Raw genomic sequence first — 26118 nt, 5'->3', positions numbered from 1 at the left:
ACGCCGCCTGAACATTCACCCAAGATTAAATACGCTATCTCAGATTAAAACGACGCTTAGAATTTTTCCCAGTTGTCGTTACTGGGCGGTAGCGCCTTGCCGGCACGCGGGGCAATCACCGGCGTTTTCTGCACTGGCTTTGCCGCCACTTGCAGCCCTGACTGCGTATCGGACAGTTGGAACAGCGATACGGTCTGGTTCAACAGCGCCGCCTGCTCTTCCAACGACAAAGCGGCTGACGAGGCCTGTTCAACCAACGCGGCGTTTTGCTGCGTTACGCTGTCCATTTCCGCCACGGCCTGACCCACCTGTGCGATGCCTTTGCTCTGTTCTTCCGATGCCGACGCAATTTCACCCATGATATCCGTCACGTTAGTCACCGCACGGACGATATCCTGCATCGTGTCACCCGCATCACTAACCAGATTGGAACCGGTATCCACACAGCGAACAGACTCAGAAATCAGCCCTTCAATCTCTTTCGCCGCCTGTGCACTACGCTGCGCCAGACTGCGTACTTCGCCCGCCACCACGGCAAACCCACGGCCTTGTTCACCCGCACGCGCCGCTTCTACCGCCGCGTTCAGCGCCAGAATGTTGGTCTGGAACGCGATGCCGTTAATCACGGTGGTGATCTCTGCGATTTTTCTCGAACTGCCGGAGATCTCTGCCATGGTTTTCACCACGTTCTCAACGATTTCACCGCCCTTCTTCGCCGTTGTCGAGGCTTGTAATGCCAGTTGGCTGGCATGGTTGGCGTTTTCGGCGTTCTGTTTCACCGTTGCCGTCAGTTGCTCCATACTGGCCGCGGTTTCTTCCAGCGCGGAAGCCTGCTCTTCGGTACGTGAAGACAGATCGTTGTTGCCTGCGGCAATTTCAGAAGCGCCCTGATAGATGGAATCCGTGCTGTTTCTAATGGTGCTAACGGTGCTAGCCAAACTCCCCTGCATGTCACGCAGCAGTGGGAACAAGCGACCCACGCAGTTATTACCAAAGTCCAGAATCGGCTTACCCAGGTGACCAGAAGCAATCACGCTAAAGTGATAGCGCAGATCGTTTAACGGACGAACCAGACACACCACCAGATAGCGGTCGGTCAGGAACAGCATGATCAGACCGATAACCAACCCGCTCAGCAAAATATTCTGTCCAATCGTGGTGATTTGTTCGAAACGGACACCCGCCGCATCGAATTTTTCAGCGCTGGCGTTACTGAATGCGGAAAGAGAGGCACCAAACTGACGGCTCAATGGCGGCACAACGTTTTTGGCCTGATTTTGGTAATCATCCAGCGCGTTGGCAGCGGCCTTTTGATAAAGCGGTTCAACTCCCTGAACAACCAGATTATTCCAGTCACGACTGACAGCCTGCACCAGAGCATCATCCAGGCTCGCATGATCGATAGCATTAAACGCCACCAAGTCAGATTTCAGTTTATCCAGCGCGACGAGCGCGGAGGCCTGCTCTTTATCTGCGGTTGCATTATCACCGCTGCGACGCGCATCTACGGCACGCGCCAGACGAGTGACCATACGGAAGTATTGATCGTTGCCCTGGTTGATAAAGTTCATGTTCTGAACCAGCAAAGTGCTGGTTTTCGAGGTCGCTGTCATCTCTTTAAAAGAGAACATGGTATATATTGATACGCCCCCCCAAAGAACACAAAAAATGCCCAGCACCCATAGCATAGCGGTTCTGATGGCAATATTTTTAATAAGTCTCATCGCTCACTCCAAATCAGGAAAATGGTTAAAAAGATTTTTATCGCTAATCAACCGATATGAATCAGAAAATTCACACCATGAAACAGGTCACTTCTCCCTAGCGTTCACATTTCACCGAGTTGAAAACTCAAAAACCACGCTAACTCATCGGCTAAATACAGAGAATATTTAGCACTCTTGCTATATTTATTAATATAATTTTTCGCACGGCTAATAAATTAGCCTATTTTTATAAATATAAGGTTTTTAATCATAGGGTTGAAAGCAAACCGACTGTCACCCGCTTCCCACGCGGATTGGCGTGGGTATGCAGCCAGGCTGGTAAAGCAATTTGGGCATCATTTTCATTTTATTCTTTAACATCAAAAAGCTAAAATTTTTCTCTTTAAGGTTGCATCGTTTCAGCTGTAAATGGTTATAATTCTTATCTTCTTTATTAGGAATTTTCCCGCGAAATGTTACAAGCCTTCAATTCGATAAAACATTATCTTTTGTATGCATTTTAATTTCCCTGAATAGGGATGTACCGCTACGTGACTTTTATTTCTCACAAACAGAAGTCTGCTTTTAATTACAATCGAAACAAACCATAAAATAAAAACATCATTCATAAAAAATGAAACGACGTTGCAAATAAACAACCTTTATAATACTAAGGGCGTATGTGCCTAATCTCAGAAGACATCATACTCACACAATTAAGATGGGTATTTTAACGCCTGCGGAGAGGGTTTTTCGTTTCTTTTATTGCCCTCAGCATTTCGCATACTCTTGATTTACGTCTCTATACCGATACGAGTTTCTCCTGATGTGAGTGTCTGTTATTATTAACAGATAAGTGGGTGAAATATTACACCATACCATTAGGAATCAAGAGGTTATTCAATTCATGGCACTCATCGGAATATTCTTTGGCAGTGATACGGGCAACACGGAAAACATCGCCAAAACGATCCAACAGCAGTTAGGCACCAACGTTGCTGATGTTCATGACATCGCCAAAAGCAGCAAAGAAGACCTCGAAGGTTTTGATATTCTGCTGCTGGGTATTCCAACCTGGTATTACGGTGAAGCTCAGTGCGATTGGGATGACTTCTTCCCTTCGCTGGAAGAAGTTGATTTCACCGGAAAATTGGTTGCCTTGTTTGGCTGCGGCGATCAGGAAGACTATGCGGAATACTTCTGTGATGCCATGGGCACCATTCGTGACATCATTGAGCCTCGCGGCGCGACGATTGTCGGCCACTGGCCAACTGAAGGCTATTACTTTGAAGCCTCTAAAGGGCTCGCCGACGACAATCACTTCATTGGTTTGGCTATCGATGAAGACCGTCAGCCTGAACTGACCAGCGAGCGCGTAACGACGTGGGTAAAACAGATCGGTGATGAACTGAATCTGAAAGAGCTGGTTGGCTAAGCCATTTTGGCCCTGATAATTTCGTTCAGGGCCAAAATAGTATCGATAGGTAAAACCTTTCATAATAATTGATACATTTTTTTAACTTCTATCAGTAAACCTGTACAATAATCCCATCGGTTTTATACGTGCTTCATCCTTTCTTCATTCATCAACAATGGACTGCGCTGTATATCAGTAGTATGAATGGGGACAATATTGTTAACATTCCCTTGTTTTCATTTTGTATGCGCGGTTCTATAATTGAGACGCAATTACATTTTTTGAGCCGACCGATGTCATAGGCTAGGCAGCCTCCATTGATAAGTAAGCAACAGGACTAAACCCGCATGACTGACAACAATACCGCATTAAAGAAGGCCGGCCTGAAAGTCACTCTTCCAAGACTGAAAATACTGGAAGTGCTACAGGACCCGGTCTGTCATCACGTCAGTGCGGAAGATTTATATAAGAGACTGATTGATATGGGCGAAGAGATCGGGCTTGCTACCGTCTATCGCGTACTCAACCAGTTTGATGATGCAGGCATCGTAACCCGTCATAACTTCGAAGGGGGTAAATCCGTCTTTGAACTGACGCAGCAACATCATCACGATCACTTAATTTGCCTCGACTGTGGCAAAGTCATTGAATTCCGCGATGAATCTATCGAAGCACGTCAGCGTGAGATCGCAGAAAGACATGGTATTAAACTGACCAACCACAGTTTGTATCTCTATGGGCATTGCAGTGAAGGGGATTGTCGAGAAGACGAAACTCTGCATGAGTCCACACGATAAATCGACCGCATCAAAAAATAAAACCGCCGAGGCGGTTTTATTTTTGTCTTTTACCTCGTGGCGTTAGCCAACCCAGGTATCGCGCAGCCCGACCGTTCGGTTAAATACCAGATGTTCTGTACTGGAGTAAACACGATCGGCACAGAAGTAACCTTCGCGCTCAAACTGATACGCTTTCTCTACTTCCGCCTGTGCCAAGCTCTCCTCGACAAAACCTTGCGTAACTTTCAGTGAATCTGGGTTAATCGTCGACAGGAAGTCATCCGCCGCGCCAGGGTTTGCCACACTGAACAGGCGATCGTACAAGCGGAATTCCGCAGGGACGCCATGCGCAGCGGAAACCCAGTGGATGACGCCTTTCACTTTACGGCCGTCAGCCGGGTCTTTGCTCAGCGTTTCCGCATCATAGCTGCAATAGATCGTGGTGATGGTACCCTGCTCGTCTTTCTCAATGCGCTCTGCTTTGATCACATAGGCATTACGCAGACGCACTTCTTTACCTAACACCAGACGTTTGTACTGCTTGTTGGCTTCTTCGCGGAAGTCAGCGCGATCGATGTAAACTTCACGGCTGAATGCCACCTGACGTGAACCCATTTCCGGCTTATTAGGATGATTTGGCATCGCAACAAACTCTTCGTGCTCAGCAGACAGATTCTCGATCACAACTTTGACCGGATCGAGTACTGCCATCGCACGCGGAGCATTTTCATTCAGATCGTCACGGATACAGGATTCAAGCGCGGCCATTTCCACGTTATTGTCCTGCTTCGTTACGCCGATACGCACACAGAATTCACGGACCGAGGCCGCACTATAGCCACGACGACGCAGGCCTGAGATGGTCGGCATACGCGGATCGTCCCAGCCTTCAACCACGTTTTCCACGACCAATTGGTTCAGCTTACGCTTGGACATAATCGCGTATTCGAGATTGAGACGGGAGAATTCGTACTGGCGTGGGTGGCAAGGAATCGTGATGTTATCCAGCACCCAGTCATACAGACGGCGGTTATCCTGGAATTCCAGCGTACACAGCGAATGCGTGATCCCTTCCAGCGCATCGGAAATGCAGTGGGTGAAGTCATACATCGGGTAGATGCACCACTTATTGCCCGTCTGGTGGTGATCGGCGAACTTAATGCGATACAACACCGGATCGCGCATCACTATAAAGGATGATGCCATATCGATTTTTGCACGCAGACAAGCAGTACCTTCAGCAAATCCGCCGTTGCGCATTTTTTCAAACAGCGACAGGTTTTCCTGCACGGTACGGTCACGGTAAGGGCTATTTTTACCCGGTGCCGTCAGCGTACCGCGGTATTCACGGATCTGCTCGGGCGTCAGTTCATCAACGTAAGCCAGCCCTTTACCGATCAGCTCAACCGCATAAGCGTGCAGTTGATCGAAATAATCAGAAGAATAGCGAACGTCGCCGCTCCATGAAAAACCCAGCCACTCGACGTCACGTTTGATCGACTCAACGTATTCGATATCTTCTTTTACCGGGTTGGTGTCGTCAAAACGCAGGTTGCATTGCCCCTGATAGTCACGCGCGATACCAAAATTCAGGCAAATAGATTTTGCATGCCCAATATGCAGGTAGCCGTTCGGCTCTGGCGGGAAACGCGTCTGAATATGGTCATGTTTACCGGACGCCAGATCTTCATCGATAATCTGACGGATAAAGTTGGTTGGGCGGGCTTCAGCCTCACTCATTCTTCATTCCTCAATGCTAAAACGACGTATAACCGACAATGATCCAACAAGCTACGCTGGGAAACAACCGTTAGTTTCATTTAATTATTCATAACGAAAAAAAAGGGCGAGATTGCTATCTCGCCCTATCCATTTCATCGGTATAACACCACGTTAAACGATCACATCGTCATATTACGCCTTGTCATACTATATCTTGTCATACTCGGCTTTCAGCGCGGTCGCTATCGATTCAGCCTGCGTACCCACCACAATCTGTACGCTCTGCTTATTCAGACGAATAACGCCCGCCGCACCAAGACGTTTTGCCTGTGCATCATCAACCAGAGAGGAATCAGCCACGTTCAAACGCAGGCGTGTGATACAGGCATCAATGCCCGTCAGATTGGCTTTTCCGCCCAGCGCCTGCAAATAGCCCCGCGCCAACGCCGCTGCATCGCTTGATTTCTCGCCCGCAGACGCTGTACTCACGTCATAGCCATCGGCTTCGCTACCGCTCACAGCCAGTTCACGCCCCGGCGTTAACAGATTGAAGCGAGTGATGGTAAAACGGAACACCACATAGTAAATGACGAAGAATACCAGTCCCTGAGCAAGCAGCATGTACCACTGAGTGGCCAGCGGGTTACGTGAGGACAGCACCATATCTACCAGACCCGCACTGAAACCAAATCCGGCAATCCAATGCATACTGGCCGCGATAAAGACGGAAAAACCGGTCAGCAACGCATGCAGGAAATACAGCACTGGCGCGACAAACATGAAGGAGAATTCCAGCGGCTCGGTGATCCCAGTAAAGAAGGAGGCAAATGCCGCCGCCAACATAATCCCGGCCACTTTGCTTTTGTTTTCAGGGCGCGCACAGTGATAAATCGCCAGCGCCGCTCCCGGCAGGCCGAACATCATAATCGGGAAGAAGCCCGCTTGATAACGTCCGGTGATCCCCACTACGGCTTTACCAGAGTCGATAGACTGTTGGCCAGCCAGGAAGTTAGGAATATCGTTGATACCCGCGACATCAAACCAGAACACGGAATTCAGCGCGTGGTGCAACCCAACAGGAATCAGCAAACGGTTAAAGAAGGCATAAACCCCAGCGCCAACCGAACCCAACTGCTGAATATGTTCACCGAACGCGACCAGCGCATTGTAAATGACTGGCCATACGTACATTAAAATGAACGCGACCAGAATCATCAGGAAAGAAACCAGAATCGGCACCAGGCGGCGTCCGCTGAAGAACGACAGCGCCTTAGGCAGTTCAACCTGACTGAAGCGGTTATACAGCTCAGCAGACATGACACCGACCAGAATCCCGATAAACTGATTTTCAATCTTGCCAAACGCAGCAGGTACCTGTTCAACGGGGATCCGCTGGATCATAGCAACAACGGCCGGCGAACACAGCGTGGTCAGCACCAGATAACCGACAAAGCCGGTCAATGCCGCCGCACCATCTTTATCTTTAGACATACCGTATGCGACACCAACGGCAAACAGCACGGCCATATGCCCGATAATCGCCTCACCCGATTTGATGAGGAGTGCCGCCAACGCGTTCTCGCTTCCCCAGCCAACCGGATCAATCCAGTAACCTATCCCCATCAGGATAGCGGCAGCAGGCAGCGTCGCGACAGGCACCATCAATGCCCGACCGACTTTTTGTAAATAGCTCAGAGTACTCACTTTTCCCTCTCTTACCTTTGCGAGGTAATGAAATGTTGTGGGGCAAACAAACCTGCCAATAAATTTCACTGCCGAAGAACGTCGCTGTCGAAAAACGCCATTGTCGAAAAAATGTGGCAGCGGTGGTTCTTAGGGGGAGTGTAAGAAAAATAATTCGCTACACAAATTAAACCCCGTAATTATGTGATAAAAATCACCAAAAAACTGCATACAAAAAGTTTATACCTGAATAAAACCCCAACTTATTTCAAGATTAAAAAAAACGGAGTAGACTAATTTTAATGCATAGACAAAACGCGCAGCTGGCGCGATTTGCGCAATAACGTATTTAATTCCACTAAAAATCAGGAGAGCGCCGATGAGACTCATTCCTTTAACCACCGCCGCCGACGTCGGAAAATGGGCCGCCCGCCACATCGTTGAGAAAATTAACGCTTTCAAGCCCAGTGCAGATCGCCCTTTTATTCTGGGATTGCCGACAGGCAGTTCACCGCTGGAGGCCTACAAATCGCTGGTCGCCATGCACAAGGCGGGACTGGTGAGCTTCAAACACGTCATCACCTTCAATATGGATGAATATGTCGGTCTGCCGACCGACCACCCAGAAAGCTATCATACCTTCATGCATCAGAATTTCTTCAATCACGTTGATATTCCGCGTGAAAACATTAACCTGTTGAACGGCAACGCAGAAGACACCACAGCAGAATGTCGCCGCTATGAAGAGAAAATAAAGTCCTACGGGAAAATTCATCTTTTCATGGGCGGCGTGGGCAATGATGGACATATCGCCTTCAATGAACCCGCCTCCTCTCTGGCCTCCCGCACACGCATCAAAACGTTGACAGAAGAAACTCGTATCGCCAATTCCCGTTTCTTCGGCGGGGACGTCAATCTGGTGCCTAAATTTGCCCTGACCGTGGGCGTCGGTACGCTGCTGGATGCCGAAGAAGTGATGATTCTGGTGACCGGTCGTAACAAGGCACAGGCACTACAGGCTGCGGTAGAAGGCAATGTTAACCATATGTGGACCATTAGCTGCCTGCAACTTCATGCCAAAGCCATCATGGTTTGTGACGAGCCTTCAACAATGGAACTGAAGGTAAAAACCGTTAAATACTTCCGTGAATTAGAAACGGAAAGTATGAAAAATCTCTAACCGATGCAGGAGTCAATGATGTACGCGTTAACCCATAGCCGGATTTTCACCGGCCATCAGATTCTGGATAATCACGCCGTCGTGATTGCCGATGGGCTGATAGAACAAATCTGCCCACTTGCCGAACTTCCTGCCGGCATTGAACAACATGACCTGGGCAGTGCATTCCTCTCCCCGGGATTTATCGATCTTCAGTTGAACGGCTGCGGCGGCGTGCAGTTCAACGACTCGCTGGACACGATCTCCGTCAAGACATTGGAGATCATGCAGCAGGCAAACGAGCGTTCAGGCTGTACCAGTTTTTTGCCTACGCTGATTACCTCCAGCGATGCCTTTATGAAGCACAGCATCGGCGTGATGAGAGACTGGCTGGCTCAGAATCAGTATCAGGCGCTTGGGTTACATCTCGAAGGTCCATGGCTGAATGTGCTAAAGAAAGGCACGCATGACCCTGCTTTTATCCGCAAACCAACGCAAGAGTTGGTCGACTTCCTGTGCGCCAACGCGGACGCCATTACGAAAATCACGCTGGCACCGGAAGAAGTCGAACCGTCGGTTATCCGTCAGCTAACGGCGGCGGGCATTATCGTGTCCGCTGGGCATTCCAACGCCACCTGGGAACAGGCTAAGCAGGGTTTTTCCGCCGGTATTCGTTTCGCTACCCACCTGTTCAACGCCATGCCGTATCTGACCGGCCGAGAACCTGGATTGGTCGGCGCGATTTACGACGCCCCGGAAGTCTATTGCGGTATTATCGCGGATGGACGACACGTTGACTGGGCCAATATTCGCAACAGTAAACGTATCAAGGGCGATAAACTGGTGCTGGTGACCGACGCCACGGCACCAGCCGGTGCGGATATTGACCAGTTCATTTTTGCTGGTAAAACCATATACTACCGCGATGGTATTTGTGTCGATGAACACGGCACTCTGAGCGGTTCGGCACTGACTATGATCGAAGCCGTGCGTAATAGCGTCGAACATGCGGGTATTGCGCTGGATGAAGCAATTCGGATGGCAACGCTCTATCCCGCTCGCGCTATCGGCGTCGATAAGCAGTTAGGCAGTATTGAAAGCGGTAAAGTGGCCAACCTGACCGTCTTTGACCGTGACTATCACATTCTCAAGACGTTTGTTAACGGTAATCCTGTTTGGGGATAAAACGAGAAACGCCTTGGGGTAAAGCGGAAATACGTTGGGTAAACTGCGATAAGGTTTACCCAACGTTGAGTTAAACCTAAGCGAGTAACTTCTTAATGACCACAGGCGGACAAGCGCAGATAGGGAATGTCGATCTGGTTAAACAATTAAACAGTGCCGTGGTTTATCGCCTGATTGACCAGCAGGGTCCGATCTCACGAATTCAGATAGCAGAACAGAGCCAGCTTGCCCCCGCCAGCGTTACCAAAATCACCCGCCAGCTTCTGGAACGTGGGCTTATCAAAGAAGTCGATCAGCAAGCTTCCACCGGCGGCAGACGCGCCATTTCGATTATTACCGAAAACCGCCCTTTCCATAGCATCGCCGTACGCCTTGGCCGTTACGACGCCACTATTGCGCTGTACGATTTGCAGGGAAAAGCGCTGGAAGAAGCGCACTACGAACTGCAAGAAAAAACGCAGGAGTCGCTGGAATCCGCACTCTTTCAGGCCATCGGCGGCTTTATCACCAGCCATCAACGCCGTATTCGCGAGCTCATTGCGATCTCCGTTGTGCTGCCGGGGCTGGTTGATCCCGTTGCAGGCATCGTCCGCTATATGCCGCACATCAGCGTGGATAACTGGCAACTGGTCGAAAACCTGCAACGCCAATTCAATGTTACCAGCTTTGTCGGTCACGATATCCGCAGCCTGGCGCTAGCAGAACACTATTTCGGTGCCACACACGATTCACTGGATTCTATTCTGGTACGCGTCCATCGCGGCACAGGTGCGGGTATTCTCGTCAACGGGCAAATTTTTCTTGGCAGCAACGGCAACGTGGGCGAAATCGGCCATATTCAGATCGACCCGCTCGGCGATCGCTGCCACTGCGGCAATTTCGGCTGTCTGGAAACCGTCGTCGCCAACGCCGCCATTGAACAGCGCGTACGACACCTGCTGGGTCAGGGCTACCCCAGCAAGCTTTCTACCGATAACTGTACCATTTCTACGATTTGCAAAGCGGCAAACCGAGGTGATGCCCTCGCCCGTGAAGTTATCGAACAGGCTGGGCTCAATCTCGGCAAAGCACTGTCCATCGCGATCAATCTATTCAATCCTCAGAAAGTCGTGATTGCCGGTGAAATTACCGAAGCAGAAAAGACGCTGCTTCCTGCAATTCAACGCTGCATCAACACGCAAGTGCTGAAAGAATTTCGTCATAACCTGCCGATTGAGGTCTCCAGCCTCAATCATCTTTCCGCTATCAGCGCGTTCGCGTTGGTCAAACGAGCGATGCTAAACGGCGTGCTGCTACAGCAATTGCTCGAAAACGCCTGATTCCCTTTCTGGCCGGATTATGTAATCACTAAAAATCCGGCCTTTCCCCTTCATTAATTTGACGAATCAACACTAAAATCGTTAAAGAATTATCGAAACACCACACCAACCGCTTTTTTCATTAAATAATATTGAATTCCCATAGCACTTTGATGCTAAATCAATAGCACTGAGGTCGAATTCGTAATTACTGGGAGTCATGTATGTGTTCTATTTTTGGTGTGCTTGATCTGAAAAGCGATCCTGTTGAACTGCGTAAAAAAGCGTTGGAGTTATCTCGTTTGATGCGTCACCGCGGGCCAGACTGGTCCGGCGTTTATGCCAGCGACAAAGCGATTCTGGCTCACGAACGTCTGTCTATCGTTGACGTCAACACGGGCGCACAGCCGCTTTACAACGCCGAGCGCACCCACATTCTGGCCGTTAACGGTGAAATTTATAACCATCAAGCATTGCGTCAGCAATACGGTGACCGTTACGCGTTTCAGACAGGCTCCGACTGCGAAGTGATTCTGGCGCTGTATCAGGAAAAAGGCCCAGAATTCCTGGATGAACTGCGCGGCATGTTCGCTTTTGCGCTGTATGACAGCGAAAAAGACGCCTACCTGATTGGCCGTGACCACCTCGGCATCATCCCGCTGTATATGGGTTACGATGAGCACGGCAACCTCTACGTCGCATCTGAAATGAAAGCGCTGGTGCCGGTTTGCCGCACCATCAAAGAATTCCCAGCAGGTAGCTACCTGTGGAGCAAAGACGGGGAAATCCGTGAATATTACCAGCGTGACTGGTTTGATTACGACGCAGTAAAAGACAACGAAACGGATAAAGAAGCGCTGCGCGACGCGCTGGAAGAAGCGGTGAAAAGCCACCTGATGTCTGACGTGCCATACGGCGTGTTGCTCTCTGGCGGTCTGGATTCCTCCGTTATCTCCGCAATCACCAAAAAATATGCCGCACGTCGCGTAGAAGATGACGAGCGCAGTGAAGCCTGGTGGCCTCAGTTACACTCTTTTGCTGTCGGTTTGGAAGGTGCGCCAGATTTGAAAGCGGCGCAGGAAGTGGCTAATCACTTAGGCACCGTGCACCACGAAATTCACTTCACCGTGCAGGAAGGGCTGGATGCGATTCGCGACGTGATTTATCACATCGAAACCTATGACGTCACCACGATTCGCGCTTCAACGCCAATGTACCTGATGTCGCGTAAAATCAAAGCGATGGGCATCAAGATGGTGCTGTCTGGTGAAGGTTCTGACGAAGTATTCGGCGGCTACCTCTATTTCCACAAAGCGCCAAACGCCAAAGAACTGCATGAAGAAACCGTGCGTAAGCTGCTGGCACTGCACCAGTACGACTGCGCCCGCGCCAACAAAGCGATGTCAGCCTGGGGCGTGGAAGCTCGCGTACCGTTCCTGGACAAAAACTTCCTCGATGTCGCGATGCGCATCAACCCGCGCGACAAAATGTGTGGCAACGGCAAGATGGAAAAACACATCCTGCGTGAGTGCTTTGAATCCTACCTGCCGCACAGCGTTGCATGGCGTCAGAAAGAACAGTTCTCTGATGGCGTGGGCTACAGCTGGATAGACACGTTGAAAGAAGTGGCGGCTAATCAGGTTACCGACCAACAGTTGGAAACCGCACGCTTCCGATTCCCGTACAACACGCCGGGCTCCAAAGAAGCGTACCTGTACCGTGAAATCTTCGAAGAGCTGTTCCCCGTTCCAAGCGCGGCAGAATGCGTACCGGGTGGCCCATCCGTCGCCTGTTCGTCTGCGAAAGCGATTGAGTGGGATGAATCCTTCAAGAAACTGGATGATCCATCAGGCCGCGCGGTTGGCGTACACCAGTCCGCCTACAAATAATTCGATTTAATTTCTTCAGTCAACGGGCCTTTCATGGCCCGTTTTTGTACGCTTAATTGGCTGGGATTACGTGCTTTTTGGCGCTTTTCTCACCATACTGTTCACAACCCAAACAAACGATACACCGAGGGCACTTTTCGGGAAAAAACTAGTTGACGCAATTAGGCCAACTACGCATAATGCGCCCCGCAACGCCGATGAAGGTGGCGCGGAAAAAGATGGCTACGTAGCTCAGCTGGTTAGAGCACAGCACTCATAATGCTGGGGTCACAGGTTCGATTCCCGTCGTAGCCACCATCTTTTTGCGGGAGTGGCGAAATTGGTAGACGCACCAGATTTAGGTTCTGGCGCCGCAAGGTGTGCGAGTTCAAGTCTCGCCTCCCGCACCATGTTATCTTTTCGGTTTAACATCGCTTTTCGAAGCCTGTTAGTGTTTTGTAGTGATTGGGGTATCGCCAAGCGGTAAGGCACCGGTTTTTGATACCGGCATTCCCTGGTTCGAATCCAGGTACCCCAGCCATTTCAAAACACATGCTGAAAAATTTGTTGTTCTGTTGGGGTATCGCCAAGCGGTAAGGCACTGGTTTTTGATACCAGCATTCCCTGGTTCGAATCCAGGTACCCCAGCCATCTACTTGATAGTAGAAGATTTTCTTGAAGTGAATTGATAATAGCAGTACATTTGGCTACGTAGCTCAGCTGGTTAGAGCACAGCACTCATAATGCTGGGGTCACAGGTTCGATTCCCGTCGTAGCCACCACATTTTTGGGGTATCGCCAAGCGGTAAGGCACCGGATTCTGATTCCGGCATTCCGAGGTTCGAATCCTCGTACCCCAGCCAAATTAAGCTGGTAAAACAGCGAAGAAACGGGGCGATAGTCGAAAGACATCGCCCCGTTTTGTTATGTCTGGTATTAACATCGTCTGTGATTAACAGAGTCTGGTGCTAACATATCCCAATCAATCATTCGATTTTCCCAAAAGGGCGGCATGAAGGTTTTATCTACATTCTTTGTTACTCACGATCTCAGTCTCTCCGTATCATCGCGGCAAAAGCACATCAACCCATCGTGGCAATCCGCTATACGCGAGCAGTTAAGCACCTTGCTACTCAGTCTAGCCCTGCTGTTTTGCTTCACCGCTCCAACTTATGCCGCTAATATCGCTTCTTTCAAGATTTCATCACAAGAGTTTGCTGACAGAATGAACGCCAACCTGACGCAACTCAATATCCCTCTCAAACTGACCATTAATCTGGAGAAAGGGCATTCCGTTGATGATTTTCAGCATATTTTCAATGAGCACGTCGGGTTAATCGGATCGGCTGAGAAAAAAAATCAACAACTCACGGGGCTCATAGTATTTAGCGCTTCATCAGAATCCGTCGAAACCGCGACACAAAACCTGCAAATCGTCACAGCCGCATTTTCTGCACTATTGGGTGGAGATAATATCGAAAACCGTGAAGTGACCGAGATGATGTACGGCCTACTTCAGGATAGCCGGACCTCAGCTAAAGGCATTCGGCAGATAGGAAATACTCGCTTTACGGCAACTACTAATGAGGACACCGATATTATCTTTACCGCCGAGCCAGTGCGGTAGCAGGCGGCGTCCTCATTATCATCAATCAAACACCAATGGCATATTTCAATGCGCGCTGTTTTAACACGCCAGCGCGCTGTGCGACCATCAGCGCCATATTACGAGCAAAGCTCAGCGGCGGTAATGCGTTACTGAACGCGTTATAAAATAAATCCATCCCACTTTGCATCATCAGGTTATCCGGCATACGACGGCACTGATAACGGCGTAAAATCCGTTCAGAAGCCCATTCCTCCCCCGCATTACGCGCGTTTATCAACACATCCAGCAGTGCCTCAACATCTCGATACCCTAGATTAACCCCCTGCCCTGCCAGCGGATTAATGGTATGCGCGGCATCGCCCAGCAGCACCAAACCGGATTTGATATAGGTTTGCGCATGACGCCTGACCAGAGGGAATGACCCCGCGGAGAATGCCTTGACCGTACCCAAGCGCTCTGGAAACGCAGCCGCAATTTCTTTATCCAACTGTGTCAGCGGCATAGCCTGAAGCTGGCGAATACGCTGCGGGCTGTCATACCACACTAGCGAACCCCATTGGTCAAACAGCGGTAAAAATGCACGCGGGCCGCTCGGCGTGAACTGCTGCCAGGTCACATCCTGCTGCGGTTGCGAAGTCTCAACGCCGATCAACATACAAGACTGACGATACTGCCAGCCGCTGATACCAATTCCCGCCCACTGGCGAACCTGAGAGTTCGCGCCATCAGCACCAACCACCAGTGAAGCCGTCAGTTGTCGCCCATCAGCAAGCTGTAAACACCAGCCATTATCTGTGCGTTGCAGGTTATGCGGCGTGGCCGGGCAGTAACATTGGCAATGTTCTTCTTCCTGTAAGCTTTCCCAGAGCGCCCGTTGCAGCACGCGATTTTCCACCATAAAGCCCAGCTCAGGCAGGTGAATGTCCGCGGCATCAAAAACCACTCTGGCATTCGCCCATTCCCAGGTTTCCAGCCGACGATAAGGCGCACTACGCATCTGCTGCACTCGCGGCCATACGCCCAGCGCTTTCAGCAACGCAACCGACGCGTAGCCAATCGCCGAGATCCGTAAATCTGGCGGGCTGGCAGCATCAAACGGCACCGGCATATCCTGCTCAATGACCGCAACCTGAAATCCCTGTTGTGCTAGCCCAAGCGCCGCAGCCGCGCCGACCATACCACCGCCAACCACAATCGCATCGTAATGCATATTGGCTTTATCCCCTCTGATTCTGGTTTATTCACACCAGTAAAAATGCATGAAAATAGTGTACTGGATTTACGGGGGATTTTTCAGAAAAGCCGCATTTTTATAGAAAGTAAGGGGTTATCAAATCAGCACGACTTCCAGCACTGGTCACAACGTCAGCGAACGATTACAATACCCGCCCCAAATGAGGGGAATTTTTCTTATCCGCACTGAGTAATGGCAAGTCGATGACAAAAAAACTGCATATTAAAACCTGGGGCTGTCAGATGAATGAGTACGATTCATCAAAGATGGCTGATTTACTGGGAAGTACGCACGGCTATGAGCTGACTGAAATCGCTGAAGAAGCCGATGTCCTGCTGCTCAATACCTGTTCGATCCGTGAAAAGGCGCAGGAAAAGGTCTTCCATCAACTTGGTCGCTGGAAAGCGCTGAAAGATCTTAATCCGAACCTGATTATTGGCGTCGGTGGCTGCGTTGCCTCGCAGGAAGGCGCACATATTCGTGAACGTGCGCACTACGTTGACGTTATTTTTGGCCCGCAAACCCTGCACCGCCTGCCGGAAATGATTAATCACGTTCAGGGTACGCGTAGCCCCATCGTTGACATCAGCTTCCCTGAAATCGAAAAATTTGACCGTCTGCCAGAACCGCGCGCCGAAGGGCCGACGGCGTTCGTCTCCATCATGGAAGGCTGCAACAAATACTGCACATTCTGCGTGGTGCCTTATACCCGCGGCGAAGAAGTCAGCCGCCCGTGTGATGATGTATTGTTCGAAATCGCTCAGCTTGCAGCGCAAGGCGTGCGTGAAGTTAACCTTTTAGGACAGAACGTCAACGCCTATCGCGGCGAAACCTATGACGGTGAAATTTGCTCCTTTGCTGAGCTGCTGCGCCTGGTCGCTGCCATCGACGGGATCGATCGTGTCCGTTTCACTACCAGCCATCCTATTGAATTCACAGACGATATCATCAGCGTTTATGAAGATACGCCAGAGCTGGTCAGCTTCCTGCATTTGCCGGTACAAAGCGGCTCTGACCGCGTATTGACGATGATGAAACGCCGTCATACCGCGCTGGAATACAAAGCCATCATTCGTAAGTTGCACAACGCGCGTCCGGGTATCCTGATTAGTTCTGACTTTATCGTCGGTTTCCCTGGCGAAACGCAGGCTGACTTTGAACAGACCATGAAGTTGATTGCCGATGTGAATTTCGACATGAGCTACAGCTTTGTCTATTCCGCTCGTCCGGGAACGCCGGCTGCGGATATGGTCGATGACGTGCCGGAAGAAGAGAAAAAACAGCGTCTATACCTTCTGCAAGAACGTATTACCCAGCAGGCAATGCGGTTTAGTCGCCTTATGCTGGGCACCGTCCAGCGTATTCTGGTGGAAGGCACGTCGCGTAAGAGCGTGATGGAGCTGTCTGGCCGTACGGAAAACAACCGCGTTGTCAACTTTGAAGGCACGCCGGATATGATCGGTAAATTTGTCGATGTTGAAATCGTTGACGTTTATACCAACTCATTGCGTGGCATCGTGGTGCGTACCGAAGAGCAAATGGATCTGCGCGTACATGAATCACCGTCTTCCGTGATTGCGCGTACCCGTAAAGAGAACGAGATCGGCGTCGGATTCTACCAGCCATAACCGACGTTCATTCGTTCGAATATTATTGTGGGTGGCTTTGCCACCCATTTTTTATGGCAGGCTATCCTTGCCTGCCACCCTTCGGGTCGTTGCTCTGCAACGTTGAAAAACGTTCCCTGCATTTTTTTATGGCAGGCAGAGATAACCTTCAGTCAGTTTCAATTTCATGGCGCTTACATTTGCTTTTGCGAGGCGGCATCCCAATATCATTATTGTGACTTGCACCATCGGGCATTCACGATGAATAATTCACTCATAGGGCGGGCACATCAGGCCGTCTGACAACAGTTCATTTTGTGTGGGCAGAATAGCGCCTGTACAGTAACGCTCAAGAGGAATAATTTGAACGTAACGACAAAAGAGATTGCCCTTGAACCCGCAGATAACCAACGCCTACTCAGCCTTTGCGGTCCGTTTGATGACAATATTAAACAGCTAGAGCGCCGCTTAGGCATCGAAATTAGTCGCCGAGATAATCAGTTCAAACTGGTCGGAAAAAGCCTGTTGACGCAGGCTGCGGCAGATATCCTGCAACGTCTGTATGTTGATACAGCACCGGTACGTGGCGTCATCGGTGATATCGATCCTGAGCAAATTCACCTTGCGATTAAAGAATCTCGCGTGCTGGAGCAGTCTGCGGAACACGTTCCTGATTATGGCAAAGTGGTCAATATCCGAACGAAACGCGGCGTGATCAAACCGCGCACGCCAAATCAGGCACAGTATGTCGCCAATATCCTCGATCACGACATCACATTCGGCGTTGGCCCTGCGGGAACGGGGAAAACCTACTTAGCTGTCGCTGCCGCCGTAGATGCGTTGGAGCGTCAGGATATTCGCCGTATTCTGTTAACGCGCCCGGCAGTCGAAGCGGGTGAAAAACTGGGTTTCCTGCCTGGCGATCTCAGCCAGAAAGTCGATCCTTATTTGCGCCCACTTTATGATGCCCTGTTTGAAATGCTGGGCTTTGAGCGCGTCGAGAAGCTTATCGAACGCAACGTGATTGAAGTCGCGCCACTGGCTTACATGCGTGGCCGAACGCTGAACGATGCCTTCATCATTCTGGATGAAAGCCAGAACACCACCATCGAACAAATGAAAATGTTCCTGACGCGCATCGGGTTCAACTCAAAAGCGGTCATCACGGGTGACGTCACGCAGATCGACCTGCCGAAAAATCTGAAATCCGGCTTACGCCACGCGATAGAAGTGCTGGCCGATGTGGAAGAGATCAGCTTTAACTTTTTCCACAGCGAAGACGTGGTGCGCCATCCGGTGGTCGCACGGATTGTGAATGCCTATGAAGCGTGGGAAAATGCCGAACAGAAACGTAAAGATGCCTTAGCAGAACAGCGTAAGCGTGAAGCACAGGCTGCGGCATCAGATCAGGAGCAAAAATGAGTCAGGTGATTCTGGATTTACAAATCGCCAGCGAGCAAGCACAGGGGCTACCGGAAGAAAAAGACTTTCAGCGCTGGCTGGAAGGCGTTCTGCCGCAGTTTCAGGAAGTCGCTGAAGTCACCATCCGTATCGTGGATGAGGCCGAAAGCCGCGACCTGAATAACACCTATCGCGGTAAAGACAAGCCGACCAACGTGCTGTCGTTTCCTTTTGAGGCACCGCCTGAAGTCGAACTTCCTCTGCTTGGCGATTTAATCATCTGCCGTCAGGTTGTCGAGCGTGAAGCCGCCGAGCAGGAAAAAACCGTAGAAGAGCACTGGGCGCACATGGTTGTCCATGGTAGCCTGCATCTGCTAGGGTACGACCATATTGAGGACAGCGAAGCCGAAGAAATGGAAGCGCTGGAAACCGAGATTATGCAAGGTATGGGTTATGCCGATCCCTATCTTGCAGAAAAAGATGGCCTCACCGAATAAATAGAAATACATTTTGTCTAGCCCGAGATCGGGAAGATACCGGGCATTTATCTTCACACATCAGCCACTGTGCCGCTTCCAGTTGCTGGCAATAATCCTTTAACAAGAGTGATGTTAATTAAAACGCATGAGCGACGACCATTCTCAAAACAGCGATGCACCCAGTCCCAAAAAGGGCTTCTTTTCTCTTATTCTTAATCAGCTTTTTCACGGCGAGCCAAAAGATCGTAACGGTTTACTTACTCTGATTCGTGACTCCGAACAGAATGACCTGATCGATCCTGAAACACGAGATATGCTCGAAGGCGTCATGGATATCGCCGACCAGCGTGTACGTGACATCATGATCCCTCGCTCGCAGATGATTACGCTCAAGCGCGATCAAACGCTGGAAGAGTGTCTGGACGTGATTATCGAATCCGCCCACTCTCGTTTCCCCGTCATTAGCGAAGATAAAGACCATATTGAAGGCATCCTGATGGCCAAGGATTTGCTGCCGTTTATGCGCAGCGATTCCGAACCGTTCAGTATGGATAAAGTCCTGCGTTCCGCCGTGGTTGTGCCGGAAAGCAAACGCGTTGATCGGATGCTGAATGAGTTCCGCTCACTGCGCTATCACATGGCGATTGTCATTGATGAATTTGGTGGCGTATCTGGCCTGGTCACGATTGAAGATATCCTTGAGCTGATCGTTGGCGAAATTGAAGACGAATACGACGATGAAGAAGACAGAGATATTCGTCAGCTTAATCGCCAGACTTACACCGTTCGTGCGTTAACCGATATTGAAGATTTTAATGAGGCTTTTGGCACACGGTTCAGTGATGATGAAGTCGACACCATCGGCGGCTTGGTCATGCAGTCTTTCGGCCATCTTCCTGCTCGTGGCGAAACCATCGACATAGAAGGTTACCTGTTTAAGGTTGCGATGGCAGACAGTCGTCGTATTATTCAGGTTCATGTCAGAATTCCTGACAATGCCCCTCAACCAAAATTGGAAGAATAATTTGGCAATGGTTGTCGCTTCTTTTCTACAACGCCAGCAGGTTAAAGCCCTGCTGGCGCTCTTATTTGGTGCTTGTGGCACGCTGGCATTTTCTCCCTTTGATTTCTGGCCTGCGGCGATTATCTCGCTCATGGGTCTACAGGCACTGACGCTCAACCGCACGAGTCGCCAGTCAGCCTGGATAGGATTTTGCTGGGGGTTAGGTCTGTTCGGCAGCGGCGTAAACTGGGTTTACGTCAGTATCGCGCAATTCGGCGGGATGCCAGGCCCTGTCAATGTTGCGCTGGTCATTCTGCTCGCCGCCTATTTGTCACTCTATCCTCTGCTGTTTTCTGCCCTGCTCTCACGCCTGTGGCCGAAAACCACGCTGTGGCGTCTGGCGCTTGCCGCTCCCGTACTCTGGCAGTTAACTGAATTTCTGCGCGGCTGGGTGCTCACCGGTTTTCCGTGGCTGCAATTCGGCTACAGCCAAATTGACGGCCCACTGAAAGGTATCGCGCCCATTCTGGGTATCGACACCATTACCTTCCTGTTGATGAGCCTCAGCGGGCTGTTCGTTTATGCCATCAGCCAACGAAAAATCGTACCGGCGGCCATTGCTATCGGCGTTTTCGTTTTATCATGGCCGCTGCGCAACGTGCAGTGGTACACCCTGCAACCTGAACGTGCCGTCAATGTCGCGCTGGTACAGGGCAATATCCCGCAGGCTATGAAGTGGGAACAAGACGAGCTGTTGAATACGCTGAGGATCTATCTGGATAACAGCCTGCCTTATATGGACAAGGCACCTATCGTTATCTGGCCGGAAACGGCAATTCCTGATATTGAAAGCCGTCAGAACGCTTATTTAAAGCAGATTGACGATATTCTACGTAGTCGTAACAGCAGCCTGATTACGGGTATCGTTGATATCCGGCGTGAGGGTAATAAGACCGATTTCTATAACTCAATTATCGTACTCGGCGACAAAGAGCCATACCGCTACCCCACGACGAACCGCTACAACAAAAACCACCTGGTGCCTTTTGGCGAGTTTGTCCCGCTGGAAACGTTGTTACGCCCGCTAGCGCCGTTCTTCGATCTTCCGATGTCGTCGTTTAGTCGAGGGGACTATGTTCAGCCCCAGCTTTCTGTGCATGGCTTCAAGCTTAATGCCGCTATTTGTTATGAAATCATCTTAGGCCAACAGGTGCGTGATAACTTCCGGCCAGACACCGATATGCTATTGACCATCTCGAACGATGCCTGGTTCGGCCACTCAATCGGCCCGTGGCAACACTTCCAGATGGCACGTATGCGCGCGCTGGAATTAGGGCGCCCTCTGGTTCGTAGTACCAACAACGGCGTCACAGCGGTGATTACGCCAGATGGCAAGGTCAGCGCCAGTCTGCCGCAGTTCACGCGTGCAGTGCTGGACACGCAGGTCGTTCCCGCGACGGGAATAACACCTTATGCCCGTTTCGGTTCCTGGCCGCTCTGGATCGTTACGCTACTAGGCGGTATCACTGCCGTTTTCTTCGGTTTACGTCGCCGATAACCCCCCCTCACTTTCCTAAGGGCATGCTTTTGCATGCCTTTTTTATTTTTGGCACGCTATTTGCCTCTTATTACCCTGTAAAGGGTTGTTTCTGTATTTTTTTGGATATTACGTCGACTTAAAGCTCTCTTAGGGGGCAAGTGACGCACCAAATTGGTGCCACCCTCTGACATTGCTGCTATTTGGTGCGGCGGATATCGCAAAAAACAAACATTCCTATTTCAATCTATTTACAATCAGCTACTTTTTAACTGTATAGACAGTAACTTCGCGCTTTAACGGTGCAGCGTTATCACAGAGAAGTAGCAAAGCGTCATGAATGATTCAGCGACACGGGTACGATGTTAACTTGAAGATAACGGGCACAGTAACCATACGGTTATTAATGACAGCGCTATAACTATTGCACTGTAACGACAGCAAAGGAGTTAGAACATGCAAATGCGTAAACTGGCATTATCACTGCTTCTGCTTGGCACCGCCGCCAGCGTAGCTCAGGCTGAAGATCTGGCTGGTACATTGAAAAAGGTCAAAGATAATGGCGTGATCGTCATTGGTCACCGCGAATCATCCGTCCCTTTTTCTTACTACGATAATACGCAGAAAGTCGTCGGCTATTCCCAAGCCTACTCTGACAAAATTGTCGAAGCGATTAAGAAAAAACTGGATGCGCCTAACCTGCAAGTCAAACTGCTCCCTATCACTTCTCAAAACCGCATCCCACTGTTACAGAACGGCACATTCGATTTGGAATGTGGCTCAACGACCAACAACCTGGAACGTCAGAAACAAGCCGCGTTCTCTAACACCATTTTCGTGGTCGGTACGCGTCTGTTAACCAAAAAAGATTCCGGCGTAAAAGACTTCCCGGATTTGGCGGGTAAAACGGTCGTGGTGACCTCCGGTACAACGTCTGAAGTTCTGCTGAATAAGCTGAATGAAGAAAAACAGATGAAGATGCGCATCATCAGTGCAAAAGACCATGGCGACTCTTTCCGCACGCTGGAAAGCGGCCGTGCAGTCGCCTTTATGATGGATGATGCACTGCTGGCTGGCGAACGAGCGAAAGCGAAAAGCGCCGATCAGTGGGATATCGTCGGTAAAGCGCAATCTGAAGAAGCCTACGGCTGTATGTTGCGTAAAGACGATCCGCAATTCAAAAAACTGGTTGATGACACTATCGCCGAAGTTCAGACCTCCGGTGAAGCTGAAAAATGGTTCGATCGCTGGTTCAAACAGCCCATTCCACCAAAAGATCTTAACTTGAACTTTGCCCTGTCAGACGAAATGAAAGCGCTGTTCAAAGCGCCAAATGACAAAGCGCTAAACTAATTAATAATGAGAATAAGGGCAGAATCACCTGTCCTCTGATTGCTGATTCGTGGCAGGACAGACAGGCATGTGATGGTCGTTCCCCATCACATGTTGTCCCGAGAAATTTCGATAAACAGGAAAATAAACAATACGCCTGTAGTTTGAAACAGAACGGGAATATGGCCGCTCATCAATCTTCAGGGTAGCTTCGCTACCCTTTTTTTACCGGAGTTCGTTATGTCAATAGATTGGAACTGGGGCATATTTCTACAAGCCGCCCCCTTCGGCAACACAACCTACCTCGGGTGGATTTTGTCCGGTCTGCAAGTCACCGTCACATTATCTATCTGTGCCTGGATTATCGCTTTTCTCATTGGTTCTTTATTTGGAATCCTGCGTACCGTCCCAAATCGTTTCCTTGCAGGCATTGGCACCTGCTACGTCGAGCTATTTCGCAACGTCCCACTGATTGTCCAGTTCTTTACCTGGTATCTGGTGGTTCCCGAGCTGCTTCCCGTCAACATCGGCATGTGGTTTAAAGCCGAGCTAGACCCGAATATTCAATTCTTCCTGTCATCGATGATTTGTCTAGGGCTCTTCACCGCAGCGCGTGTGTGTGAGCAGGTGCGTGCGGGGATTCAGTCGCTACCACGCGGGCAAAAAGCAGCCGGGCTGGCGATGGGCCTGACGCTGCCGCAAACCTACCGCTATGTGTTACTGCCCAATGCGTATCGCGTGATCGTTCCGCCGTTGACGTCAGAGATGCTGAACCTGGTAAAAAACTCGGCTATCGCTTCCACGATTGGTCTGGTTGATATGGCAGCACAGGCAGGGAAGCTGCTGGATTACTCCGCCCACGCTTATGAATCTTTTACCGCTATCACGCTGGCATACGTTGGCATCAACGCCATTATTATGTTGATCATGCAAGTCGTTGAGCGAAAAACCCGTTTGCCGGGCAACATGGGGAGCAAATAAATCATGTATGAATTTGACTGGAGCTCAATTGGGCCAAGCATGCCGTACCTGATTCAGGGGATGGTCGTCACACTCAAAATTACGCTAACGGCGGTGGTATTCGGGATTGTCTGGGGCACGATTCTGGCAGTAATGCGCCTGTCGCCGATAAAGCCCATTAGTTGGTTCGCCAAACTGTATGTGAACCTATTCCGCTCCGTTCCGCTCGTCATGGTGCTGCTGTGGTTCTATCTGGTGGTTCCTAGCTTATTACAAAATGTGCTTGGGCTATCGCCGAAAACCGATATTCGACTGATTTCAGCTATGGTAGCCTTCTCGCTGTTCGAGGCAGCCTATTATTCGGAAATCATTCGTGCGGGTATTCTCAGCGTGTCACGCGGTCAATCTTCCGCGGCGTTAGCATTAGGCATGACACACTGGCAATCCATGAAGCTGGTTATTCTGCCACAGGCATTCCGCGCCATGGTGCCGCTGCTGCTGACGCAAGGTATTGTCCTGTTTCAGGATACCTCACTGGTTTACGTACTCAGCCTCGCTGATTTCTTCCGTACCGCCTCAACCATCGGCGAGCGTGACGGAACACAAGTTGAAATGATCCTATTTGCTGGGTTCATTTATTTTCTCTTCAGCATTACTGCCTCAATGCTGGTCAGTTACCTGAAAAAAAGGACGGTTTGATGATTTCCCTGAAAAATGTTTCTAAATGGTATGGCCAATTTCAGGTGCTAGCCGACTGCTCCACAGAAGTAAAAAAAGGTGAAGTTGTGGTCGTCTGCGGGCCTTCTGGCTCTGGTAAATCAACCCTGATCAAAACCGTAAACGGTCTGGAACCGATTCAGAAAGGTGAAATTACCGTCAATGGCACTGCTGTTAACGATAAAAAAACCAATCTGGCCCAGTTACGTTCCAAAGTCGGGATGGTGTTCCAGCACTTTGAACTGTTCCCACACTTGTCGATTATCGAGAACCTGACGCTGGCGCAGGTAAAAGTGCTAAAGCGTAAGCGCGAAGACGCCAAAGCCAAAGCGCAGAAGCTGTTAGAACGTGTGGGGCTGGCGGCACACGCTAACAAATACCCTGGGCAGCTATCTGGCGGCCAGCAGCAGCGTGTCGCGATTGCCCGCGCACTGTGTATGGACCCTATCGCGATGTTATTTGACGAGCCGACATCCGCGCTCGATCCAGAGATGATCAACGAAGTGCTGGACGTTATGGTTGAACTGGCACAGGAAGGTATGACCATGATGGTCGTCACCCATGAAATGGGCTTTGCCCGTAAAGTGGCACACCGCGTGATCTTTATGGATGAGGGCAAAATCGTTGAGGATACCCGCAAGGATGATTTCTTCAACAACCCACAGTCTGAACGTGCGAAAGACTTCCTGGCGAAAATCCTGCATTAATACTCAGATAAAGCGTGCCGCAAGGCACGCTTATTTACCCCCAAAAGCCCTACGGCTGAAACGGCTGGCGGTGGAACAGATCGTGCGAGCATTTCGGGCAGAGTGGCAGAACCTCCGGCGTGTAGAACGCAATATGATGATGGCAGTTCTCGCACACCAGATTACCTAGCCCTACTACTTCACCGCTGTGGTACACCCCGTGATGATTCACATCTTTGAAGATCTCGCGCCACTCTAGCTGCGTTTTATCCGTAATATCCGCCAGTTCCTGCCACAGACTTTCCTTGATGACTCGCATAAAAACGCTATCGGTAAACTCATCCTGACTTTCGTTATAGCTGCGGGCAAACTCTTCGAGATCGCGCTGAACAGCCTGAATCACCTGTTCTATTTCTTTCTGCGTCAGCTCCGAGCCTTCCTGCAAGGTTTTGCGGGCGCTCTGCACCAGACTATCAAGATCGCGTTCACCGTTGTTCAGCCGAGCTGTAACTGAAGCCATTAACTCGCGGTAATAGCGGGCTAGTTTATTCATGCTTCCTCCTGAATAAGCGGGTTGAGGGGCGATAAAGCACGACTATTCGCCGTCTGGCGCACCAAATCAAAAACCGATATGTTGCCTATCTCTCTCTATTTTAGATTATTTTTCCCGCACAACTGAGGAAATTGTCGTCAATTTGCGCAATTCCTCGCAGTATGCCGCTCACAAATCATAAAT

The 26118-nt window shown here is 50.2% G+C and carries 21 protein-coding genes and 6 tRNA genes; 22 read left to right on the top strand and 5 right to left on the bottom strand.

Features of this window, described 5'->3' with window-relative positions; translation table 11 throughout:
• Nucleotides 1-56: 56 nt before the first annotated feature.
• The gene (locus tag EDI29_RS01850) at nt 57-1724 is read right to left on the bottom strand and encodes a methyl-accepting chemotaxis protein (RefSeq protein WP_137739472.1); all 1668 of its coding nucleotides are present in this window, start codon (nt 1722-1724) and stop codon (nt 57-59) included.
• 889 nt (nt 1725-2613) lie between these two features.
• On the opposite strand from EDI29_RS01850, the gene fldA reads away from it, so the two are divergent.
• On the top strand, nt 2614-3141 hold the full coding sequence (gene fldA / locus EDI29_RS01845) for a flavodoxin FldA (RefSeq protein ID WP_005973844.1): 528 nt from the start codon (nt 2614-2616) through the stop codon (nt 3139-3141).
• A 329-nt stretch (nt 3142-3470) separates the two neighbouring features.
• Nucleotides 3471-3920: a ferric iron uptake transcriptional regulator gene (fur, locus tag EDI29_RS01840; RefSeq protein WP_005973843.1), complete on the top strand. Its 450-nt coding sequence runs from the start codon at nt 3471-3473 to the stop codon at nt 3918-3920.
• A 63-nt stretch (nt 3921-3983) separates the two neighbouring features.
• Here the strand turns inward: fur and glnS are convergent, their stop codons facing one another.
• Complete coding sequence (gene glnS / locus EDI29_RS01835; protein ID WP_137739471.1) at nt 3984-5642, bottom strand: glutamine--tRNA ligase; 1659 nt, start codon at nt 5640-5642, stop codon at nt 3984-3986.
• A gap of 189 nt (nt 5643-5831) precedes the next feature.
• A complete protein-coding gene (nagE, locus tag EDI29_RS01830; RefSeq protein ID WP_137739470.1) occupies nt 5832-7328 on the bottom strand; it encodes an N-acetylglucosamine-specific PTS transporter subunit IIBC in 1497 nt (498 codons plus the stop codon).
• A 358-nt stretch (nt 7329-7686) separates the two neighbouring features.
• On the opposite strand from nagE, the gene nagB reads away from it, so the two are divergent.
• From nagB to EDI29_RS01775, 11 genes are all read left to right on the top strand, one after another.
• The gene (gene nagB / locus EDI29_RS01825) at nt 7687-8487 is read left to right on the top strand and encodes a glucosamine-6-phosphate deaminase (protein ID WP_137739469.1); all 801 of its coding nucleotides are present in this window, start codon (nt 7687-7689) and stop codon (nt 8485-8487) included.
• Between the two features lie 18 nt (nt 8488-8505).
• On the top strand, nt 8506-9651 hold the full coding sequence (gene nagA, locus EDI29_RS01820) for an N-acetylglucosamine-6-phosphate deacetylase (RefSeq protein ID WP_137739555.1): 1146 nt from the start codon (nt 8506-8508) through the stop codon (nt 9649-9651).
• 95 nt (nt 9652-9746) lie between these two features.
• Nucleotides 9747-10970: a DNA-binding transcriptional regulator NagC gene (gene nagC / locus EDI29_RS01815; protein ID WP_137739468.1), complete on the top strand. Its 1224-nt coding sequence runs from the start codon at nt 9747-9749 to the stop codon at nt 10968-10970.
• Between the two features lie 203 nt (nt 10971-11173).
• Nucleotides 11174-12838, top strand: coding sequence for an asparagine synthase B (asnB, locus tag EDI29_RS01810; RefSeq protein ID WP_039472522.1), 1665 nt, complete (start codon nt 11174-11176; stop codon nt 12836-12838).
• Between the two features lie 220 nt (nt 12839-13058).
• Nucleotides 13059-13135: transfer RNA gene (locus EDI29_RS01805), tRNA-Met, on the top strand.
• A gap of 7 nt (nt 13136-13142) precedes the next feature.
• Nucleotides 13143-13227: transfer RNA gene (locus EDI29_RS01800), tRNA-Leu, on the top strand.
• A 56-nt stretch (nt 13228-13283) separates the two neighbouring features.
• Nucleotides 13284-13358, top strand: a tRNA-Gln gene (locus EDI29_RS01795).
• A 35-nt stretch (nt 13359-13393) separates the two neighbouring features.
• A tRNA-Gln gene (locus tag EDI29_RS01790) sits at nt 13394-13468 on the top strand.
• A 54-nt stretch (nt 13469-13522) separates the two neighbouring features.
• Nucleotides 13523-13599: transfer RNA gene (locus EDI29_RS01785), tRNA-Met, on the top strand.
• 6 nt (nt 13600-13605) lie between these two features.
• Nucleotides 13606-13680, top strand: a tRNA-Gln gene (locus EDI29_RS01780).
• 149 nt (nt 13681-13829) lie between these two features.
• On the top strand, nt 13830-14444 hold the full coding sequence (locus EDI29_RS01775; RefSeq protein ID WP_137739467.1) for a hypothetical protein: 615 nt from the start codon (nt 13830-13832) through the stop codon (nt 14442-14444).
• Between the two features lie 25 nt (nt 14445-14469).
• On the opposite strand, the gene ubiF is transcribed toward EDI29_RS01775, so the two are convergent.
• Entirely contained in the window at nt 14470-15636 is a 1167-nt protein-coding gene (gene ubiF / locus EDI29_RS01770) for a 3-demethoxyubiquinol 3-hydroxylase (RefSeq protein ID WP_137739466.1), read from the bottom strand.
• Between the two features lie 227 nt (nt 15637-15863).
• Here ubiF and miaB point away from each other — a divergent pair, with 227 nt between their 5' ends.
• The 9 genes from miaB (at nt 15864) to EDI29_RS01725 (ending at nt 25403) form a co-directional block, all read left to right on the top strand.
• The gene (gene miaB, locus EDI29_RS01765; RefSeq protein ID WP_137739465.1) at nt 15864-17288 is read left to right on the top strand and encodes a tRNA (N6-isopentenyl adenosine(37)-C2)-methylthiotransferase MiaB; all 1425 of its coding nucleotides are present in this window, start codon (nt 15864-15866) and stop codon (nt 17286-17288) included.
• Nucleotides 17289-17630: 342 nt separating this feature from the next.
• Nucleotides 17631-18689 (top strand): PhoH family protein, encoded by a 1059-nt coding sequence (locus EDI29_RS01760; protein ID WP_137739464.1) that lies wholly within the window; start codon nt 17631-17633, stop codon nt 18687-18689.
• Nucleotides 18686-19165, top strand: a complete 480-nt coding sequence (gene ybeY / locus EDI29_RS01755) for an rRNA maturation RNase YbeY (RefSeq protein ID WP_039472514.1) — start codon at nt 18686-18688, stop codon at nt 19163-19165. The genes EDI29_RS01760 and ybeY overlap by 4 nt, the downstream gene beginning before the upstream one ends.
• A gap of 127 nt (nt 19166-19292) precedes the next feature.
• Nucleotides 19293-20171, top strand: coding sequence for a CNNM family magnesium/cobalt transport protein CorC (gene corC, locus EDI29_RS01750; RefSeq protein WP_010298789.1), 879 nt, complete (start codon nt 19293-19295; stop codon nt 20169-20171).
• A 7-nt stretch (nt 20172-20178) separates the two neighbouring features.
• Complete coding sequence (gene lnt, locus EDI29_RS01745) at nt 20179-21708, top strand: apolipoprotein N-acyltransferase (protein ID WP_137739463.1); 1530 nt, start codon at nt 20179-20181, stop codon at nt 21706-21708.
• Between the two features lie 435 nt (nt 21709-22143).
• On the top strand, nt 22144-23040 hold the full coding sequence (locus EDI29_RS01740) for an amino acid ABC transporter substrate-binding protein (protein WP_137739462.1): 897 nt from the start codon (nt 22144-22146) through the stop codon (nt 23038-23040).
• A gap of 219 nt (nt 23041-23259) precedes the next feature.
• Nucleotides 23260-24000, top strand: a complete 741-nt coding sequence (locus EDI29_RS01735; protein ID WP_010285409.1) for an amino acid ABC transporter permease — start codon at nt 23260-23262, stop codon at nt 23998-24000.
• Between the two features lie 3 nt (nt 24001-24003).
• Nucleotides 24004-24678 carry a glutamate/aspartate ABC transporter permease GltK gene (gene gltK / locus EDI29_RS01730; protein ID WP_010298783.1) on the top strand — a complete coding sequence of 225 codons (675 nt, stop codon included), beginning with the start codon at nt 24004-24006 and terminating at the stop codon, nt 24676-24678.
• A complete protein-coding gene (locus tag EDI29_RS01725) occupies nt 24678-25403 on the top strand; it encodes an amino acid ABC transporter ATP-binding protein (RefSeq protein ID WP_005976306.1) in 726 nt (241 codons plus the stop codon). Before gltK ends, EDI29_RS01725 begins: the two co-directional genes overlap by 1 nt.
• Before the next feature lie 49 nt (nt 25404-25452).
• On the opposite strand, the gene EDI29_RS01720 is transcribed toward EDI29_RS01725, so the two are convergent.
• Nucleotides 25453-25935: a zinc ribbon-containing protein gene (locus EDI29_RS01720; RefSeq protein ID WP_014914629.1), complete on the bottom strand. Its 483-nt coding sequence runs from the start codon at nt 25933-25935 to the stop codon at nt 25453-25455.
• Nucleotides 25936-26118: the final 183 nt, after the last annotated feature.

The organism is Pectobacterium polonicum (genome assembly GCF_005497185.1).
Taxonomy (GTDB): Bacteria; Pseudomonadota; Gammaproteobacteria; order Enterobacterales; family Enterobacteriaceae; genus Pectobacterium; species Pectobacterium polonicum.
This window is presented reverse-complemented; position numbering and strand designations above follow the sequence as displayed.

Coding starts and splice junctions, on each gene's coding strand:
- EDI29_RS01850 (WP_137739472.1), bottom strand. CDS start 1,724: ATGAGACTTATTAAAAATATTGCCATCAGAACCGCTATGCTATGGGTG.
- fldA (WP_005973844.1), top strand. CDS start 2,614: ATGGCACTCATCGGAATATTCTTTGGCAGTGATACGGGCAACACGGAA.
- fur (WP_005973843.1), top strand. CDS start 3,471: ATGACTGACAACAATACCGCATTAAAGAAGGCCGGCCTGAAAGTCACT.
- glnS (WP_137739471.1), bottom strand. CDS start 5,642: ATGAGTGAGGCTGAAGCCCGCCCAACCAACTTTATCCGTCAGATTATC.
- nagB (WP_137739469.1), top strand. CDS start 7,687: ATGAGACTCATTCCTTTAACCACCGCCGCCGACGTCGGAAAATGGGCC.
- nagA (WP_137739555.1), top strand. CDS start 8,506: ATGTACGCGTTAACCCATAGCCGGATTTTCACCGGCCATCAGATTCTG.
- nagC (WP_137739468.1), top strand. CDS start 9,747: ATGACCACAGGCGGACAAGCGCAGATAGGGAATGTCGATCTGGTTAAA.
- asnB (WP_039472522.1), top strand. CDS start 11,174: ATGTGTTCTATTTTTGGTGTGCTTGATCTGAAAAGCGATCCTGTTGAA.
- EDI29_RS01775 (WP_137739467.1), top strand. CDS start 13,830: ATGAAGGTTTTATCTACATTCTTTGTTACTCACGATCTCAGTCTCTCC.
- ubiF (WP_137739466.1), bottom strand. CDS start 15,636: ATGCATTACGATGCGATTGTGGTTGGCGGTGGTATGGTCGGCGCGGCT.
- miaB (WP_137739465.1), top strand. CDS start 15,864: ATGACAAAAAAACTGCATATTAAAACCTGGGGCTGTCAGATGAATGAG.
- ybeY (WP_039472514.1), top strand. CDS start 18,686: ATGAGTCAGGTGATTCTGGATTTACAAATCGCCAGCGAGCAAGCACAG.
- corC (WP_010298789.1), top strand. CDS start 19,293: ATGAGCGACGACCATTCTCAAAACAGCGATGCACCCAGTCCCAAAAAG.
- lnt (WP_137739463.1), top strand. CDS start 20,179: ATGGTTGTCGCTTCTTTTCTACAACGCCAGCAGGTTAAAGCCCTGCTG.
- EDI29_RS01740 (WP_137739462.1), top strand. CDS start 22,144: ATGCAAATGCGTAAACTGGCATTATCACTGCTTCTGCTTGGCACCGCC.
- EDI29_RS01735 (WP_010285409.1), top strand. CDS start 23,260: ATGTCAATAGATTGGAACTGGGGCATATTTCTACAAGCCGCCCCCTTC.
- gltK (WP_010298783.1), top strand. CDS start 24,004: ATGTATGAATTTGACTGGAGCTCAATTGGGCCAAGCATGCCGTACCTG.
- EDI29_RS01725 (WP_005976306.1), top strand. CDS start 24,678: ATGATTTCCCTGAAAAATGTTTCTAAATGGTATGGCCAATTTCAGGTG.
- EDI29_RS01720 (WP_014914629.1), bottom strand. CDS start 25,935: ATGAATAAACTAGCCCGCTATTACCGCGAGTTAATGGCTTCAGTTACA.